This is a genomic window from Nostoc sp. NZL (genome assembly GCF_015714705.1).
Classification (GTDB): Bacteria; Cyanobacteriota; Cyanobacteriia; order Cyanobacteriales; family Nostocaceae; genus Nostoc; species Nostoc foliaceum_A.
This window is the reverse complement of record NZ_WBKL01000087.1, coordinates 1-16,107: the sequence shown is the minus strand read 5'-3', so window position 1 is coordinate 16,107 and position 16,107 is coordinate 1. Positions and strand designations below refer to the sequence as shown.

Annotated in this window: 18 protein-coding genes; 10 read left to right on the top strand and 8 right to left on the bottom strand. The window is 41.5% G+C overall.

Going from position 1 to position 16,107, the window contains the following annotated elements; translation table 11 throughout:
- Nucleotides 1-67: 67 nt before the first annotated feature.
- The gene (locus F8R90_RS12865) at nucleotides 68-736 is read right to left on the bottom strand and encodes a DUF1345 domain-containing protein (RefSeq protein ID WP_196511065.1); all 669 of its coding nucleotides are present in this window, start codon (nucleotides 734-736) and stop codon (nucleotides 68-70) included.
- 105 nt (nucleotides 737-841) lie between these two features.
- On the opposite strand from F8R90_RS12865, the gene F8R90_RS12860 reads away from it, so the two are divergent.
- The 4 genes from F8R90_RS12860 (at nucleotide 842) to F8R90_RS12845 (ending at nucleotide 3,703) form a co-directional block, all read left to right on the top strand.
- On the top strand, nucleotides 842-1,564 hold the full coding sequence (locus F8R90_RS12860) for a pyridoxine 5'-phosphate synthase (protein ID WP_196511064.1): 723 nt from the start codon (nucleotides 842-844) through the stop codon (nucleotides 1,562-1,564).
- Between the two features lie 107 nt (nucleotides 1,565-1,671).
- The gene (locus F8R90_RS12855; protein ID WP_196511063.1) at nucleotides 1,672-2,391 is read left to right on the top strand and encodes a SnoaL-like polyketide cyclase; all 720 of its coding nucleotides are present in this window, start codon (nucleotides 1,672-1,674) and stop codon (nucleotides 2,389-2,391) included.
- 65 nt (nucleotides 2,392-2,456) lie between these two features.
- On the top strand, nucleotides 2,457-2,786 hold the full coding sequence (locus F8R90_RS12850) for an MgPME-cyclase complex family protein (protein ID WP_190894441.1): 330 nt from the start codon (nucleotides 2,457-2,459) through the stop codon (nucleotides 2,784-2,786).
- A gap of 254 nt (nucleotides 2,787-3,040) precedes the next feature.
- Nucleotides 3,041-3,703, top strand: a complete 663-nt coding sequence (locus tag F8R90_RS12845) for a hypothetical protein (RefSeq protein ID WP_196511062.1) — start codon at nucleotides 3,041-3,043, stop codon at nucleotides 3,701-3,703.
- Between the two features lie 116 nt (nucleotides 3,704-3,819).
- On the opposite strand, the gene F8R90_RS12840 is transcribed toward F8R90_RS12845, so the two are convergent.
- The 3 genes from F8R90_RS12840 to folD form a co-directional block, all read right to left on the bottom strand.
- On the bottom strand, nucleotides 3,820-4,275 hold the full coding sequence (locus F8R90_RS12840; RefSeq protein ID WP_190894381.1) for a divergent PAP2 family protein: 456 nt from the start codon (nucleotides 4,273-4,275) through the stop codon (nucleotides 3,820-3,822).
- A 270-nt stretch (nucleotides 4,276-4,545) separates the two neighbouring features.
- Complete coding sequence (gene crtE / locus F8R90_RS12835; protein WP_196511061.1) at nucleotides 4,546-5,478, bottom strand: geranylgeranyl diphosphate synthase CrtE; 933 nt, start codon at nucleotides 5,476-5,478, stop codon at nucleotides 4,546-4,548.
- 138 nt (nucleotides 5,479-5,616) lie between these two features.
- Nucleotides 5,617-6,495: a bifunctional methylenetetrahydrofolate dehydrogenase/methenyltetrahydrofolate cyclohydrolase FolD gene (gene folD, locus F8R90_RS12830; protein ID WP_196511060.1), complete on the bottom strand. Its 879-nt coding sequence runs from the start codon at nucleotides 6,493-6,495 to the stop codon at nucleotides 5,617-5,619.
- A gap of 285 nt (nucleotides 6,496-6,780) precedes the next feature.
- Between folD and F8R90_RS12825 the strand changes: the two genes are divergently transcribed.
- The 3 genes from F8R90_RS12825 to F8R90_RS12815 all read left to right on the top strand — a co-directional run bounded on the left by F8R90_RS12825 (nucleotide 6,781) and on the right by F8R90_RS12815 (nucleotide 8,949).
- The gene (locus F8R90_RS12825) at nucleotides 6,781-7,269 is read left to right on the top strand and encodes a hypothetical protein (RefSeq protein WP_196511059.1); all 489 of its coding nucleotides are present in this window, start codon (nucleotides 6,781-6,783) and stop codon (nucleotides 7,267-7,269) included.
- Between the two features lie 21 nt (nucleotides 7,270-7,290).
- Nucleotides 7,291-7,722 (top strand): NUDIX hydrolase, encoded by a 432-nt coding sequence (locus tag F8R90_RS12820; RefSeq protein ID WP_196511058.1) that lies wholly within the window; start codon nucleotides 7,291-7,293, stop codon nucleotides 7,720-7,722.
- 123 nt (nucleotides 7,723-7,845) lie between these two features.
- Complete coding sequence (locus F8R90_RS12815; RefSeq protein ID WP_196511057.1) at nucleotides 7,846-8,949, top strand: AI-2E family transporter; 1,104 nt, start codon at nucleotides 7,846-7,848, stop codon at nucleotides 8,947-8,949.
- A gap of 89 nt (nucleotides 8,950-9,038) precedes the next feature.
- Here the strand turns inward: F8R90_RS12815 and F8R90_RS12810 are convergent, their stop codons facing one another.
- Both F8R90_RS12810 and F8R90_RS12805 read right to left on the bottom strand, forming a co-directional pair.
- A complete protein-coding gene (locus tag F8R90_RS12810) occupies nucleotides 9,039-10,478 on the bottom strand; it encodes a sensor histidine kinase (protein WP_442946746.1) in 1,440 nt (479 codons plus the stop codon).
- A gap of 441 nt (nucleotides 10,479-10,919) precedes the next feature.
- Entirely contained in the window at nucleotides 10,920-11,141 is a 222-nt protein-coding gene (locus F8R90_RS12805) for a PEP-CTERM sorting domain-containing protein (RefSeq protein WP_196511056.1), read from the bottom strand.
- Nucleotides 11,142-11,313: 172 nt separating this feature from the next.
- Between F8R90_RS12805 and F8R90_RS12800 the strand changes: the two genes are divergently transcribed.
- Together F8R90_RS12800 and F8R90_RS12795 are read left to right on the top strand one after the other, a co-directional pair.
- Nucleotides 11,314-12,915: an alkaline phosphatase D family protein gene (locus F8R90_RS12800; protein ID WP_196511055.1), complete on the top strand. Its 1,602-nt coding sequence runs from the start codon at nucleotides 11,314-11,316 to the stop codon at nucleotides 12,913-12,915.
- A gap of 229 nt (nucleotides 12,916-13,144) precedes the next feature.
- Entirely contained in the window at nucleotides 13,145-13,594 is a 450-nt protein-coding gene (locus F8R90_RS12795) for a hypothetical protein (RefSeq protein WP_196511054.1), read from the top strand.
- 163 nt (nucleotides 13,595-13,757) lie between these two features.
- Here F8R90_RS12795 and F8R90_RS12790 read toward each other — a convergent pair whose 3' ends face one another.
- Nucleotides 13,758-14,531 (bottom strand): MlaE family lipid ABC transporter permease subunit, encoded by a 774-nt coding sequence (locus F8R90_RS12790; RefSeq protein WP_190894372.1) that lies wholly within the window; start codon nucleotides 14,529-14,531, stop codon nucleotides 13,758-13,760.
- A 287-nt stretch (nucleotides 14,532-14,818) separates the two neighbouring features.
- Between F8R90_RS12790 and F8R90_RS12785 the strand changes: the two genes are divergently transcribed.
- Nucleotides 14,819-15,142: a hypothetical protein gene (locus F8R90_RS12785; RefSeq protein WP_196511053.1), complete on the top strand. Its 324-nt coding sequence runs from the start codon at nucleotides 14,819-14,821 to the stop codon at nucleotides 15,140-15,142.
- A 457-nt stretch (nucleotides 15,143-15,599) separates the two neighbouring features.
- Here the strand turns inward: F8R90_RS12785 and F8R90_RS12780 are convergent, their stop codons facing one another.
- The gene (locus tag F8R90_RS12780; RefSeq protein ID WP_196511052.1) at nucleotides 15,600-15,758 is read right to left on the bottom strand and encodes a hypothetical protein; all 159 of its coding nucleotides are present in this window, start codon (nucleotides 15,756-15,758) and stop codon (nucleotides 15,600-15,602) included.
- Nucleotides 15,759-16,107: the final 349 nt, after the last annotated feature.

The window sequence follows — 16,107 nt, the reverse complement described above, 5'->3', positions numbered from 1 at the left end:
AATGTAATTTCCTCTTTCTGGAAGTAGAGAAGTAAACAATCATACTTTTGGCTGAGTCAAGCGATTTTTAAATCAGGGATACAATGATATTGATACTCATAGCTAAAATGGTGGTATTGAAAAAGAAGGATAATATACTATGTAAAAGAGTCAAGCGTCTCATATCGCGCGATCTCGTCTCAACATCTGAAACTTGACTAGTCATGCCAATTACAAAAGAATAATATAAAAATTCCCAATAGTCTGGATAGTCGTTATGAGGAAAATCTAAACCTCCGGTGATTTCTTCTCTATTATTAGGGCTAATATATTTGTAATAGCTGTGTGCATATTGCACTGCAAACATTGTATGCACTAGTAACCAGGAACTAACAATAGTCATAATTGAAAGTATGACATGTAGGGTAAGCAGAATTGTTGACAACCCTTTTTTATCAGTTAGTAAAAACCCGATCGCTAAAACACTAGCACAAGCCGCAGCTATCACCAGCATGAATATAGCCAAATGTCCTTCATATTCATTTTCAGCATAACGACGAATTTTTTCTGGGGTAGCCTTGATCATTTTCCACCAGGTTACGGCTAAGAAAAAGTCAGCACCGGAGTTCCAAGCGCAGAGAATGCGAGTTGGTAAGTGCAGCCAAGGTGGAAGGATTACTGTAACTAATACAGCAAGTCCGATAGCAATGATCAGTCTGGGGCGGGGGTCAAAATTTTTAAATAAATTAAGTTTCACAAATATTGCGATCGCATTTAATGTGTCTGTAGCTCCTCAAGGAAAATTCCCGCTATTTCCGGTAAAATCAAGTTCTGAGGACTGTGGATTTGGGAGAAATTTGGGGTGCCTACACTTGGCGTTAACATTGACCATATCGCCACCATCCGGCAAGCACGGCGGACAGTGGAACCAGACCCCGTGGCAGCGGCGGTGCTGGCAGAATTAGCGGGTGCAGATGGGATTACAGTGCATCTGCGCGAAGATCGGCGGCATATCCAAGATAGGGATGTGCGACTGTTGCGGCAAACAGTGCGATCGCATCTTAATTTAGAAATGGCCGCTACAGATGAAATGCTAGCGATCGCTCTCGATATCAAACCAGACTACGTGACTTTAGTCCCCGAAAAGCGCGAAGAAGTCACAACAGAAGGTGGATTAGATATTATCGGGCAAATTGCTAGAATAGGTGAGATAGTTGATAAATTGCAAAGTGCTAACATTCCAGTTAGTTTATTTATCGACGCAGAGCCAGCACAAATCGAAGCATCTGTCAAAGTGCAGGCGCAGTTTATTGAATTGCACACCGGACAATATGCTGAGGCTAAGGATGAAACAAATCGCCACCGAGAATTAGCCATATTAGCTAAAGGGTGTGAACAAGCAATTCAAGCAGGATTGCGTGTCAACGCTGGTCATGGACTCACCTACTGGAACGTCTATCCAGTAGCTGCGCTTCCAGGTATGGAAGAACTGAACATTGGTCATACCATCATCAGTCGGGCAGCATTAGTAGGTATGGAAAGGGCAGTCCGCGAGATGAAACAAGCTATAAGAGGGGACAGGTGATAGGGGATAGGGAATAGGGGAAGAAACTATAACCTGTAACCTATAACCTAGAGGGGTTGTCACTGCGAAATCTAGAAATTGGGATCAAATCTTCAGCAAAAACTTCTATGAGCGCAACACAGTCTAACAACCTGCCGCTTTGGGTACAGGATCGGGATAAGGTGATAGCAGAAAGCACAGATGTTGAGTGGCGTTATCAGACACCGCCTGATTATTCCCGTTCAAAAGAGAATCTGGCTCAAGAAAGTATCTATAATCACCTTGAAGGTACACTGGAAGCGATCGTGCAAAATTTAGTGCGAACCTTTGAGATGGAGGTATCATTCAAAGCTAATCCACAACAGTGGTTATCTATTGTGAATGATAAGTTCCGCGTGAGTACTAATGGTGGAGTAGAGTACACAGCAGCAGATTTATCAGCCCAAGGTACTTACAATCTATTTATGGCTGATTCAGAACATTACAAGGCTTCAGAAGAAAGCTTTGAATCATCTGCAAAAGTCTTTCACACAACATTTCCCCAAGGATTCCCTTGGGAAGTGCTGGAGGTTTTCTCAGGGCCACCAAACGTCACATTCAAGTGGCGGCATTGGGGACATTTTAAAGGAGAATACAAAGGCCATGCACCTACTGGAGAGACAGTAGAAATTATCGGCATGAGCATTGCAAAAGTTACCGATGACTTGAAGGTTATTTCCTTGGAACATTACTTCGACAATAATCTGTTCTTGGAAAAGCTAACATCTGGTGGCAAACAGATAAATGCCCAAAAGCAGGGAAGTGCTTGTCCGTTCAGTTCTTGGTTCAAGAAATCCCGCAAAAGTTAGTTTTTAAGGGTACAGAGTGCAATGCTGTGCCCTTAAATTATTCACATAGCAACCAAAGGATGAAAATGCAAACATATTATTACGTTTTGGCCAGTCAGCGCTTTCTTCTCGAAGAAGAACCGACACACGAAGTTCTCAAAGAACGCACCCGTCACTACCATGAACAAGAAAAACAAATAGATTTTTGGTTGGTTCAGCAACCAGCTTTCTTGGAAACACCTCAGTTTACAGAGCTAAAGGCAAAGTGTCCCCAACCAGCAGTAGCGATTATTTCTACTAATCCCCAATTTATTACTTGGTTAAAACTGCGCTTAGAGTACGTCAGTACTGGTGAATTCCAGGCTCCTTCTGAGACAATACCTGATGCCTTGGCATCGCTTGCTGCTGTTTCCTAATCTTGAGGAGAGAGGTTACAGGTAATAGAAAATAATCTGTCCCCTGTAACCTGTAGCCTATACCCTTCTAAACCCCTCACTCCCCAATTTTATTTGGTAAGAAAAAATATTTTTTTTGACACTCCTTTCATCCCCATACTGAAGTAGCTGGGTTTTCAGCTTTTTTCTTATAAAATCTTCTAAGACACCTTGATTTACATAATCTAACTTTTGTGCATAGATTTCAGATTTTACCAAGTGTTTTAGGATTAGCGATGTCTACGACGAGCTTCGCTTACGCAGGCTTGATTAGTGGCATGAGTTCTGTTTTTGCCCAACAAGCTATTCCCCTTTGTCAACCACCAAATGCGGGTGAGTATCTTTTATTAGTAGTCAGTCCCACAGCAGATAATCAAAAGCAGTTGCGTAGTGCCTTACCGCCTGAATTGAAGACCATTACCTGCAAATATCTCAACGAGACTGTAACGCGGATTGGGGGCTTTAACAAAATTGATGATGCCAATCGATGGGCAAGGTATGTCAGCAATATTGTTGGCTTGTCTGCCATCATTACGACTCGACCAACAACGCCAGATGCGCAGCCACTGGCACAAGCACAGCAACAGCCGCGGCAACAGCAACAGGCACAGCTACAGCAACCTCAGCAGACAGTTTATAATCCTCAAGCATTAGGAGAGGGTTATGCAGTGCTAGTAGATTATTACAATCGTCCTGAACTAGTAAATAGTGTGCAGCAAGTAGTGGGAGGTAACGTAGGTTTTGTTTCTTATGGACAACGCCCTTACTTGTTGGCAGTTTATACCACTAACCAAACTGAAGCATACAACACATTGCAGAAGCTGAACAATGGCGGTTTTGTTGGAAGTATAGTAGATAGCCGTAAGGTGATTATGCTGCGCTCAACTGTTCGGTTGTAGTGATATTAAGTTTGCTGAAATACTGATGCGGTCTACCAGGGTGGTAATTTGTCAGCTGACAAATTACCAGTTACCAATTACAAATAGTGGCTCAAACAAAGATTCATTGCCCTAGCTTAATAAGCAGACCTAGCTAACCAATAGATAGTTATACCCAAAGCCGACCCAGCAATTACCTGAACTGGTGTATGTCCTAGTAATTCCTTCAAACGGTCTTGACTAAAGTCTGGTTTTTCATGAAATAATTCATCAATCATTTGATTGAGGATACGAGCTTGCTTACCAGCCGCTTGACGAACTCCCGCCGCATCATACATGACGATGATGGCAAAAACGATCGCAACGGCAAAATCAGGAGATGCCCAACCCAGTGTTTGCCCTACACCAGCGGCTAGAGCTGTAACTAAAGCTGAATGGGCACTGGGCATCCCTCCTGTTGTCACCAAAACACGTACATTCAGTTTGCGATGTTTGATGATCTCGACTACGAGCTTTAGTGCTTGAGCAATTAAACAAGCTACCAGAGCAACCAGCAGCACCCGGTTGTCTAAAATGTTGCCTATGTCCTGCATGGGATTTTGGTTAGGTTAGTAAATATTAGCAGCAGTTGTCGGTTGAGGAAACATTTAGATTCAACCCAAAATCCAAAATTAACCTAGTACATCATGGCGGAAACAGACCAATGATTCAAAATAGCCTAAAAGCTGATCAAATAAGCTTTTGGAATTTTGAATGAGTGAATTCCGCTGGGCGGTAGTAGTACAGTATGGTGTAAATAAACCACCCATTCCAAATCAATAAAACGCTTGCGGTATAGGAATTACAAATTCCGCAAAGCTGTACTAGTTATTGCGGCTGATAATAAAATGAGCGATCGCTTGGAGTGTCTTGGCTCTCTCCCCAAATGGTTCTAATTCCGCACAAGCTGCTTTAACTAGCTCTTGGGCTTTTGAGCGCGATTCCTCAAGTCCCCAAAGGCTGGGATAAGTCACTTTCTTCGCTTTTTGGTCTTTACCAGCTGTTTTGCCTAATTGCTCTTGAGTAGAAGTGATATCCAGAATATCATCTATGATTTGGAATGCTAGCCCAATATTTTGAGCATAACGGGTCAGTCGTTGTACATCTTCAGGTGATGCCCCAGTTATGATCCCGCCACAAACTACGCAGGCTTCCAAAAGAGCGGCCGTTTTGTGTTTATGAATGAAATTTAGCGTTTCTAGGGAAATATCTGATTTACCTTCCGACTCTAAATCGACTACTTGACCGCCGACCAAACCAGCTGCTCCCAGCGCCCGACCAAGACGGACAACTACCTGCAAGACTAGCTCTCTCTTAACACTTTGGGGGGTTTGAAGGGCAACAAACTCAAAGGCGAGAGCCAACAAGCCATCTCCAGCCAAAATCGCCACATCATCGCCATAGACTTTATGATTTGTCAGCTTCCCACGACGGTAATCGTCATTATCCATCGCTGGGAGGTCGTCATGAATCAACGACATTGTATGGATCATTTCCACAGCACAAGCCGTTGGCATGGCCATTTCGATGGTTCCACCCATCATTTCACAGGTAGCAAGGCAAAGAATGGGACGTACACGCTTGCCTCCAGCTAATAACGAGTAGCGCATCGCCTCATAAATCTTTTCTGGATAAATGATGGGGATAGCCTGATCTAAAGCATTATCACAAAGCTTTTGTCGCTCTTTCAGATAAGCTGCTAAGTTAAACGTGGCTTCCTCTGGTGGTGTCTTTTGAACGTTATCAGTTGCTACCATTCTTAAGTTCCTGACATTTTGGGATTTTTGTCTTATACGTCACAATTTTAAGGTGCTGTGGCGCTGAAAAAATGAAGAGTTGGGAGTTAGGAGTTAGGAATTAAGATTAATAACTCTTAACTCATCACTCCTCACTCCTCACTCTCTTACCGCCCTGGAATAGCTGGCAAATGTATTTTGCAACAATATGGCGACAGTCATAGGGCCAACACCACCAGGAACGGGGGTGATAAATTCTGCTACAGCAGCTGTTGATTCAAAGTGGACATCGCCAATTAAGCGACTTTTGCCACTAGGATCGGTGACGCGATTCATTCCCACATCTACCACAACAGCGCCCGGTTTCACCATATCAGCAGTGATCAGTCCGGGACGACCTACTGCTGCAATTAGAATATCAGCATTTTGGGTGATGGTTTTGAGGTCATGCGATCGCGAGTGAGCGATCGTAACTGTGGCATCACCTTCTAGGAGCATCAGTGCCATCGGCTTACCTACCAAAATACTGCGTCCCACCACTACTGCCTGTTTTCCCTGCAAGGGAATTTCATATTCTTCTAAAAGCCGCATCACACCAGCAGGGGTGCAGCTGCGTAAACCAGTTTCTCCCCGTACTAGTCGCCCCAAGTTAACTGGGTGCAGTCCATCAGCATCTTTATCGGGATCAATTTGATGTAGCAGAGCCACAGCATCCAAGTGGTTAGGTAAGGGCAGCTGCACAAGAATTCCATCCACCCGTTCATCGTGGTTTAGTGCAGCGATTACCTCTTCTAACTCTTCAAAGGTAGTTTGGGCGGGAAAATGCTTACCAAAAGAGGCGATGCCAACTTTAGCGCAGGCTTTTTCTTTATTACGCACATAAGCTGCTGACGCTGGATTATCGCCAACCATCAGCACTGCTAAACCAGGGGGTCGTCCAATTTTTGGTTGTAATTGTGTAATGGCAACAGAAAGTTCTTGCTGAATTTTTGCAGCTAAAGCTTTGCCATCAAGGAGTTTGGCCGTTTTTGTTTCCATGAGAATTCCCAGCTATATTCGCCATTCTGTCAAAATTCAGCCGCTTCTGATCTAGGCGGAGTCAACAGTCTAAAATCCAGAGTTAAAATATTGATTTTTGACTCTTGACTTTTAACTACTTTTGTGATCCTGCTTGATGTCGTAGCGTTTTTCTCACAGTAAATCCATAATGTTTATTTTCTCAGATCAATGGCGTTATCTGAAGAATAAAGAATTAAGGATGAAACTCAGAACATTTTTTGCTCTGTTGAGAGTGTGTTTCTGAAAGCGCAGAGAATAGTATAGATGGGAACAGACCTGATGAAACTGGCGACAAAGCAAGCAGTGAAGCAAAAATTTGCTCAATCGGTGGCTTTCATGCAACAAACAAGAAATTTGTCCCTTTCGTTCTTGTACGGGCACGGTATGATTCCCTACCGCTTGGGGCTGATTTTTTTATTGGTGGTAGGACTTTGTAGTTGTGGTAATTTAACTTCGTCTGGCTTGAATAGGAGTAATTTCAAAATTGGTAGCAATGTCACCCCAATTCGAGAAATTAAACCAGAACAAGACAATCAGGCTATAGTTTACATCCAAGGTCAGGTGGAAAAGCAAGCTCCTCTGATGAAGCAGTGGGCTTATCAAATTAATGACTCGACTGGCAAAATTTGGGTTGTCACCAATCAAAAGAATCTGGTCGAGGGGGCACAAGTGGTCATTAAAGGGAAAGTTCGCTACCGAAGTATCCCCTTAGCTGGGAAAGAATTGGGGGAAGTTTATCTAGAAGAAGAGTAATCAGGAATTAAAAATGAACATATGAACAATAAACCGGTGCATGTAGCGATCGCAATTCTCTACCAAAATAACAAGTTTCTCATGCAACTGCGCGACAACATCCCCGGTATTCTCTACCCTGGTTACTGGGCACTATTTGGCGGTCATATCGAACCTGGTGAAACGCCAGAGGTAGCTGTGAAGCGAGAAATCTTAGAAGAAATCGGCTACAACCTACCACCCTTTGGGGAATTTGGCTGTTATCCCGACGAAAGAGTAGTCCGTCATGTCTTTCATGCACCACTCTTAGTGGAATTAAATCAACTGGTTTTGACTGAAGGATGGGATATGGGGTTATTGACCCCAGAAGATATCCACCAAGGTAACTGTTATTCGCAAAACGCTGGTGAAGTGAGACCTTTGGGGAATATGCATCAACGAATTATGTTGGATTTTATAGAGACAAACCAATAAACCTAGTTTATCCCTGCTTGCGCATATTGCAATTGCAGCATGATCTCCTAGATGACGATATGCTTTTTCATAAATCCAAACTGAAGCCAAAATTAAGTTAGAACTCTTGTGGAGTCATCACTAATGCAATCAGCAAACAAACTACCGCGATGGTTAACTATAGGATTGGCATTTCCCATTGCTATTCTCAACGGTTGGCTATTACTCCAGGTTATACAGTACTTTCAACCCTTGGTCAGCATTATTGCCGCCGCCATTCTACTAGCTTTTGTCTTGAACTATCCAATCCAGTTTCTCCAAGAACAAGGGGTGAAACGCAACCTAGCGATCGGGGGAGTGTTACTTTTAACTGTAGTGGTTTTAGTAGCTTTAGGCATCACCTTGGTTCCCCTGATTATCCAACAGCTTAACGAGCTAGCGAATATCTTGCCTAGTTGGATTGATTCTGGTACTCAGCAGTTGCAAGCTTTCCAAGATTGGGCGTTAAGTCAACAACAGCTTCCCATTAATTTAAGTGGTTTATTTACCCAAGTTCTTGAACGATTATCTAATCAACTGCAATCCTTCACTGGTAGAATTCTTGGTTTTGCCGTCGATACTATTGGTATTGTCCTCAACGTGTTGCTGGCGGTAGTTTTGACTATCTACCTAATATTGAACGGCGAACGTCTTTGGGATGGAATTTTTCAGTGGTTTCCCCATAACATTGGGTTAAGAGTACGGGAATTACTGCGAGAGGATTTCCACAATTACTTTATTGGTCAAGCAACATTGGGAGCTGTGTTGGGGGTGACAATTACACTGGCATTTTTGGCGCTGCAAGTTCCCTTGGCTCTGCTTTTTGGCATCGGTATTGGTTTATTTTCTCTTTTCCCCTTTGGTACAGGAGTAGGTATTGCCATAGTAAGTTTGTTGGTGGCGCTGCAAAACTTTTGGTTAGGAGTTGAAGTCTTAGGTGTAGCTGTTGCCATCGACCAAGTTAATTCTAACTTTATAGCACCTAGAATTCTCGGTAATTTGACTGGTTTAAATCCCGTGTGGGTGGTAATTTCTTTGCTGTTGGGGGCAAAATTGGGAGGAGTGCTGGGCTTGTTAATTGCGATCCCTATTGCTAGTTTTATCAAAGATACAACAGATAGCTGGCGGGCTGGAGAGTTTAATAAGATAGATGATATCGTGTCAGAACCTGTAAAGCTCACTAGTGAAACAGCAGGAACTTATAGTTAAAATTCAATATCTAAGTGAAGGAAAACTGACAATATTGACTATTTCTAAAAATATCTATCCCTTGCTTATTACTTGTTTTTTTAAGCTTGTTAATAATTAAGTGGAACGGGAATTTTAATAATAAACTCAGTCCCTTTGCCAAAAGCCGACATGCATTGCAGTTGACCACCGTGTTTTTCTACAACAATCTGATAGCTGATAGATAAACCTAATCCTGTTCCTTTACCAACAGGTTTAGTGGTGAAAAAGGGATCAAACAATCGGTTTTGGATGCTCTCTGGGATTCCCGGGCCATTATCGGAAATACGAATCATTACTTGCTTGTCATCAGTGAGTTGAGTATGAATGCAAATTTTGCCTTTATCCCTTAGCGATGAAGTAGGTGCTTCGCCTTCGCGCAGGGTATGGCTAATGGCTAATGACTCTTCTATCGCATCAATGGCATTCGCCAAAATATTCATAAACACCTGATTAAGTAATCCAGCGTAGCACTCAACTTGCGGAATATCACCGTATTCCTTAATTATGTTTATGCTTCCACCGAATTGGTTATTTTTAAGACGACTTTGTAAAATTAACAGGGTGCTATCAATACCTTCATGAATATCAACTAATTTTTTCTCAGATTCATCAAGACGAGAAAAATTTCGTAAGGAAAGAATGATTTGCTCGATTCGTTTGGTGCCAACCTCCATAGAGGTGAGAAGATGGGGGAGATCAGTACTTAAAAAATCCAGTTCAATTTGTGCGATCGCAGTTTTAATATCCGCTTCTGGTTCAGGATAACATTGTTGGTATAATCCAATGAGATTGAGTAGATTTTGGCTGTATTCGATTGCGTGAACAAGGTTACCAGCAATAAAGTTGACGGGGTTATTGATTTCATGTGCAATACCAGCAACGAGTTGTCCTAAGGCAGCCATTTTTTCATTCTGGATTAATTGCGTATAGTTCTGTTGAAGATCACGAAAACCTACTTTAGCGACTCTAGATTGTTCCTCTACTTCCTTTAATTCAACAAGTGTTAAGACATGAATTTGAGAGTAAGCTAAGAGTAATTGATGAAAATCGACGAGCTTATATTTTCCAGACGAAGTTTTCACTAAAATCGGCTCATAAGCAATTTGAGGTGATTGTTGCAAAGTTGCCTGAGTGGCATTGACAATGAGCATATCTTCAGAAAATGCTAATATCTCTTGCTGGAAAAACTTGTAAAGAATTTTAATTGGTCTTATAGAAAATAGTGCCAAACTATAGGTTTGACTCATATGCTCAAAAAATTTCCGCCGCGAAATCATCCCCACATACTGTTGATTATTATTTAGAATAATTCCCGGCAGTAAAGGCTCTTGCTTAAAGAGCATAGCTAAATCATTACCTGGACGCTCTACTTCGATGTGAACCTGCCAACAGGGTAATTCTTGCAAAGTTGACTCTAATCGCAAGTTTGACTCATTAGCATTTGTCATGCCACCCATAGTCAGCATACTCTCAAGCCTTGACTGCTGAGATAATATTTCTGGTAACATCTTGAATATCCGTCTCTATAATTTCAAAGTTCATCAATCGTTACAAACTTATGTTTCCCAAATTGCGACCCAAAATTCACAAAGCAGATATGGGAATATAAAGTACTTCAGGAAATCCAATACTTTTCTGACTGCGTACACATTTAGCGGTGAGGGGGTAGCAGTCTTCTCGGTTCGCACTACGTCTCGCAGAGAAGGGGAGACGCTAAGAGCGATAACGAGTCTTGTCTACGATACACCAAGAGGGAACGAGTGTCAGGGCTTATCATTAGACATCGCTTCTTCACGAGCATATTTTTAACATAGGATAAAAAAACTCTGAGCGGTCGGCAAAAAAAGAATGAAGTACAAATTTCTCATACTTCATTGCTTTATATTGAATCAATTATCTATTGTTTTCAATGAGTTACTACAAACAATATTAGCTGTCCCAAAAAAAGGTTAAGATTTAACCTTTTCTATTGATGTTGTCTTTTTCTTCAAGATCCAAGCAAGACCACAAGCAAAAAGAGTAGCACCTAAGTTTGTAGGCTCAGGTACTTTTCTATAAGACACTTTACCAGAAAAAACTTCAGTATTTGGTGAAGTCCTAGAAAAAATTGTAAAATCCTCACCAATAATTTCGTAACTTCTAGAATTTGAAGGATTAGCTTTTTGTCCCATTGGTTCTATGCAAACTCACAGGTAAACGATGTAAGTTAATTTAGATTAATTGTAATTAGAAACATTGCAATTTTTTTATTAACCCTTGGATAACCCAATCTTTACTTATTGCTATAACAGAATGTGCTAAACACTTATCCTGTAATACTTCTTAAGCTTGCCATTATTTATCATGGAATCTAATCGCCCATTACAGCTAAATCGCCGCCAGTTTTTGCTCCATTCAACTATCACAGCAGGTGGAATTATTGCCACAAATTTTGTATCCAAATCACAAGTTTTTGCTCAAGCGCCTGCAATCATCACCTCCGATAAAATGCGTCCTGCGATACCTTATGGCGTAGCTAGCGGAGATATCTCCAACGATAGCATCGTCATTTGGAGTCGCAGCGATCGCCCTGCAAAAATGGTAGTAGAATATTCTACCAGCGAATCTTTTCGCAATGTGCGGCGAGTTGTGGGGCCCAATGCTTTAAAACATAGCGACTTTACAGCACGACTTTATCTGAGGAACCTGCCACCAGACCAACAATTATTTTATCGGGTAATCTTCCAAGATTTAGATTATAAAGGCACTTACAGCGCTCCTTTTCGTGGCAGTTTCCGAACTCCTCCAAAATATGGACGAGATATATTCTTTGTTTGGGGTGGCGACACTGCCGGTCAGGGATGGGGGATTAATCCTGATTTCGGTGGGATGAAAATTTACGAAACTATGCGCCAACTTAATCCCGACTTTTTCATTCATTCTGGCGATAATATTTATGCAGATGGCCCGATTCAATCACAAGTAACTCTAGACGACGGCACTATTTGGAGAAATATCACTACACCAGAAAAATCAAAAGTAGCAGAAACTCTCACAGAATTTCGTGGCAACTATATATACAATTTGCTGGATGAAAACATCAAGCGTTTCAACGCTGAAGTTCCCATATTGGCACAGTGGGACGACCATGAAACTACAAATAATTGGTATCCTGGGGAATTTCTTATCAACGATGACCGCTACACAGTTAAGGATGTTAACTTGCTAGCCCAAAGGGCAAGACAAGCATTTTTAGAATATCTACCTATTGGGTATGCAACTGAAAATCCAGATAAAGCAAGAATTTATCGCTCTTTCAACTATGGCCCGTTATTAGATATTTTCATGTTGGATGAACGCACCTATCGGGGACCAAACACGCCTAATCGTCAGCCAGTGTCAAGTAAAGAAACAGAATTTTTGAGCAGACAACAAGTGCAATGGTTGAAAAGACAATTGCTCTCATCAAAAGCAACATGGAAAGTAATTGCTAGTGATATGCCCTTAGGACTAATAGTTAGAGACGGTAGCACGGACTTTGAAGCTTGGGCTAACGGAGATGGCCCAGCTTTAGGAAGAGAACTAGAACTTGCCGATTTATTACGATTTATTAAAAACAAGAATATTCAGAATGTTGTTTGGTTAACTGCTGATGTCCATTATGCAGCAGCCCACTATTACGACCCCAGTAAAGCGCAATTTACCGACTTTAAGCCTTTTTGGGAGTTCGTCGCCGGGCCTCTTAACTCTGGCACATTTGGGCCAAACCAGTTAGAAAATACTTTTGGCCCACAATTGATATTTCAAAGCCTTCCTCCAGGTACAAAAGCAAATCGGCCCCCAAGCGAAGGTTTGCAATTCTTTGGAGGAGTTAAAATTGATAGAAATACAAAAGTGATGACAGTAACACTGCGTAACTTGCTAGGAGAAACTCTTTACAGTGTAGATTTGCCTCCAGAAAAATAAGTTACTAAAAGTGGAGCGGAATATAGCCAGTTAGATAGAGTAATTACGCAATTTTTTACTCTGTCTGCTGGCTATGTTGTTTCTTTGCTGAGATATTCAAGAAGAAAAAATCTGCGCTGCTGGATGACGGTATGATTGAATCACGCATCGAGTTCGGATTATGCGAAGGCTGAGTTATAAAATTCAGTAATGGAATAAGACCTTGACCCCGTACTAGGAATATCAACCCATGCTAATTTTGAAAAGAGTTCCTTGGGTGTCCCTGGCGCTAGTACTGCTGAGTTACAGTACTTTGGGCTGGGTAATATCTGAAACGCGTGCTCCTCTGTTTGTGTGGCTGGTGACTGTGGTTGCTATCTTGATTTTAATAGTAGCACTGACCACTCCTTGGCCGAAAATGACATATTACTTCAGTATTTTGCTTAAATCAAATACTAGGTCTTTCGGCATTGCCGTCTTAGCAGCTTTCTTATTTTTTATTATGATTGCCTGGTTTCGGGTATTTCTTGATACTTTACTGATCATTTCGGCGACTATATTAGTCAGGATAGATTTTCAAATAGCAGGTCTTAGGGAAGGGTTAGCCTTTTGGACTGCATCTATCTTTTCATTGACAGGTTTGGCCTTGGGTGCGCTAATCTACAAGTTAATATATTCCCAAATTTCGCTAACGTTTTGAAGTATACCCAAAAAGGCTAGCGATGCCTTCTCTAGGAGACGCTACGCGAACGGTGGGCCGCACCAACGCTTCAGAACCAGTATTACTTACCCACAACTTCCTTTTTACCTCCGATTCCCGGCTTCTTAAAAAAGCCGGGAATCTTGTTCTTCAATACTTGGGTTCAAAATGCAGGCTGTTCAAACAGCAGTAGAGAAAGGAAAAAATCCATGATAAAAATTGATACCCAACTAGTAACAACTGCTTTGGTTGCAGATTCTCCTACTTCCTTTGCTCCCCCTTTTGTAGTTAAACCCCAACTACAGCCAATCACAGCAACCAGCACTCCAAAAATAAACCCTTTTAGCAAAATAATAAACAAATCTGATGGTTCTAAAAAATTTCTGACTGATTCTAAAAATATTTCGGGAATAATTTTGTAAAACTGTGAAGCAGCAAAAACTCCGCCGATGATGCCTGTAACTAAAGCCAAAATTGTCATCAAAGGCACCATCAAACAACAAGCAATTACTCTAGGAAGTACTAGATAATCAATTGGATCAGTTTTGAGCATATAAAGTGCATCAATTTGCTCTGTGACTCGCATTGCACCTATTTCTGCTGCAAAAGCAGAACCTACTTGTCCCGCCATAATACTAGCGGTCAAAATTGGAGCTAATTCTCTGCAAAAAGCTAAGGCAAAAGCACCTCCCACAGCATTGACAGCACCAAATCGCACTAATTCCCTCGCTGTCTGAATAGTAAAAATCATTCCTGCAAAACCGCTGACAAGCAGAACTGGAGAGATAGAACCTGGCCCAGCAGTAACCAGATGTTGCAGAATCTTGCGATAGTAAGTTTTTCCCTGAAGAAAATGTAGCCACACTTGACCGAAAAGCAGTACTGCCGCAAAACAGCGTATAATCTCAGATTGCTCGAAATTTGTTTTTATTCGCAATTTTATTGTCCTTAAGACTGGCTTTTTTTGCACATATATTATGTCAATTCTCCAAAATAAGACTACAGATACAAATGGTGGAAACCCAGCCAGATGTAATCTGACTTTCTCAATTACATAGACGCAGTTTCCTGTAGGGTATTACGAATTGGTATTAGGGTATGGTACATGAACAGACGCACTAGATGTTTACCCTCAAAGTTGAGGAGGTGTTTAGGCATGGTTCAACTCAAAGGGTTTAAATATTTAATAATATTTCCAAATAATGTAATGTTAAATAATTTTTTATGAACAACATAAAAACCGTAGTCTTTGTGTTATTTTTGATACTAGCTTTAAGCGTAGCACACCCAGCTTTTGCATCTGTATGCCGCAATTACAATGTCTACGAGGGGCTACATCACAAGATTTGCATTCTCAGTATCAACCGAAGTGCTAAAAATTATTGGGAATACAGGGCAACCATTAGTGTAGATGGAGTAAAAAGACCCACTGAGGTTTATAATTGTCGCGAACGAGTCAAGGTTCAACAAGGTGGAACAATTTTGCCCTTTGAGCAAAACGACCCTGGTGAGATGATATGCAGTTTTTTTAATTCTTCTCGGCGGTAAACACACACCAGATAATAAAGATCGTAAAACCTAGATAGGCGAATACTGTTAGCCATTCTTGCCAGCTACCAAATGCATTATTCATCAGCAAAATTCGGAAAATTAATATTTCTCAATCCTACACGCTGAGGCTGCCAGTTGCTTGCTGTATTTTGGAAGATAAAGGCTATGCAAAAATTCTTAGCTAATTTTCTGGAATCGATATCATTGGGATGGTAGTACATATTAGAGCATCGATATTATACTTAACCTCTATAACTAACCTTCGGGGAATATAGCCCCATTGTTTACGCTTCAAAACCCGGTTTTAACGACCGGGTTTTTGATGGGTAATACCAATTCTCTAAGAAACTCCACCAAATCAGACTTGGCGAGACAATGGAATTTTGCCACTTGTTCTATGCAACTTCACAGGTAATCAGTATAAGTTCGTAGTCAAAACTTTAATTATTATCTTTTAACCACTAAAGTGATTACAACAAACCCTCAAAACTAGCTTTAGCACTTCCAATACGGTTTGCTTAAGGGAAGAGACGCGATAAATCGCCGTCTCTACAAAGGACTGATTATTGTAAAGACGGCGATTTATCGCGTCTTTACAATCTATAACTTTCATCAAAAAACCTTATCCGAACTATATTGCTAGCACTCTTATAGCGGTTCTCGTTTAGGTGAGGTATACCCGTAGGGGCACGGCACTGCCCATTGGTGTCAACTTAAGCTAAAAGCCTTTTCAAATCTCGTTTCCAGCCTTTGGGCTGGAAATGCTATTCCTGGCGGCTCTGCCGCCAGCAAGGGAGGCGGAGCCTCTAAGACGGCATTCCCAGTCGGAGACTGGGAACAAGACAACGAGACAATATCTAAAAGCTGCTTCTAGGATGGGTTTCACCTTAAGTTGACACGTATGGGCACTGCCGTGCCCCTACACCTGGCGATATAATGTTGTACCGCATCTGAGTGGGAAC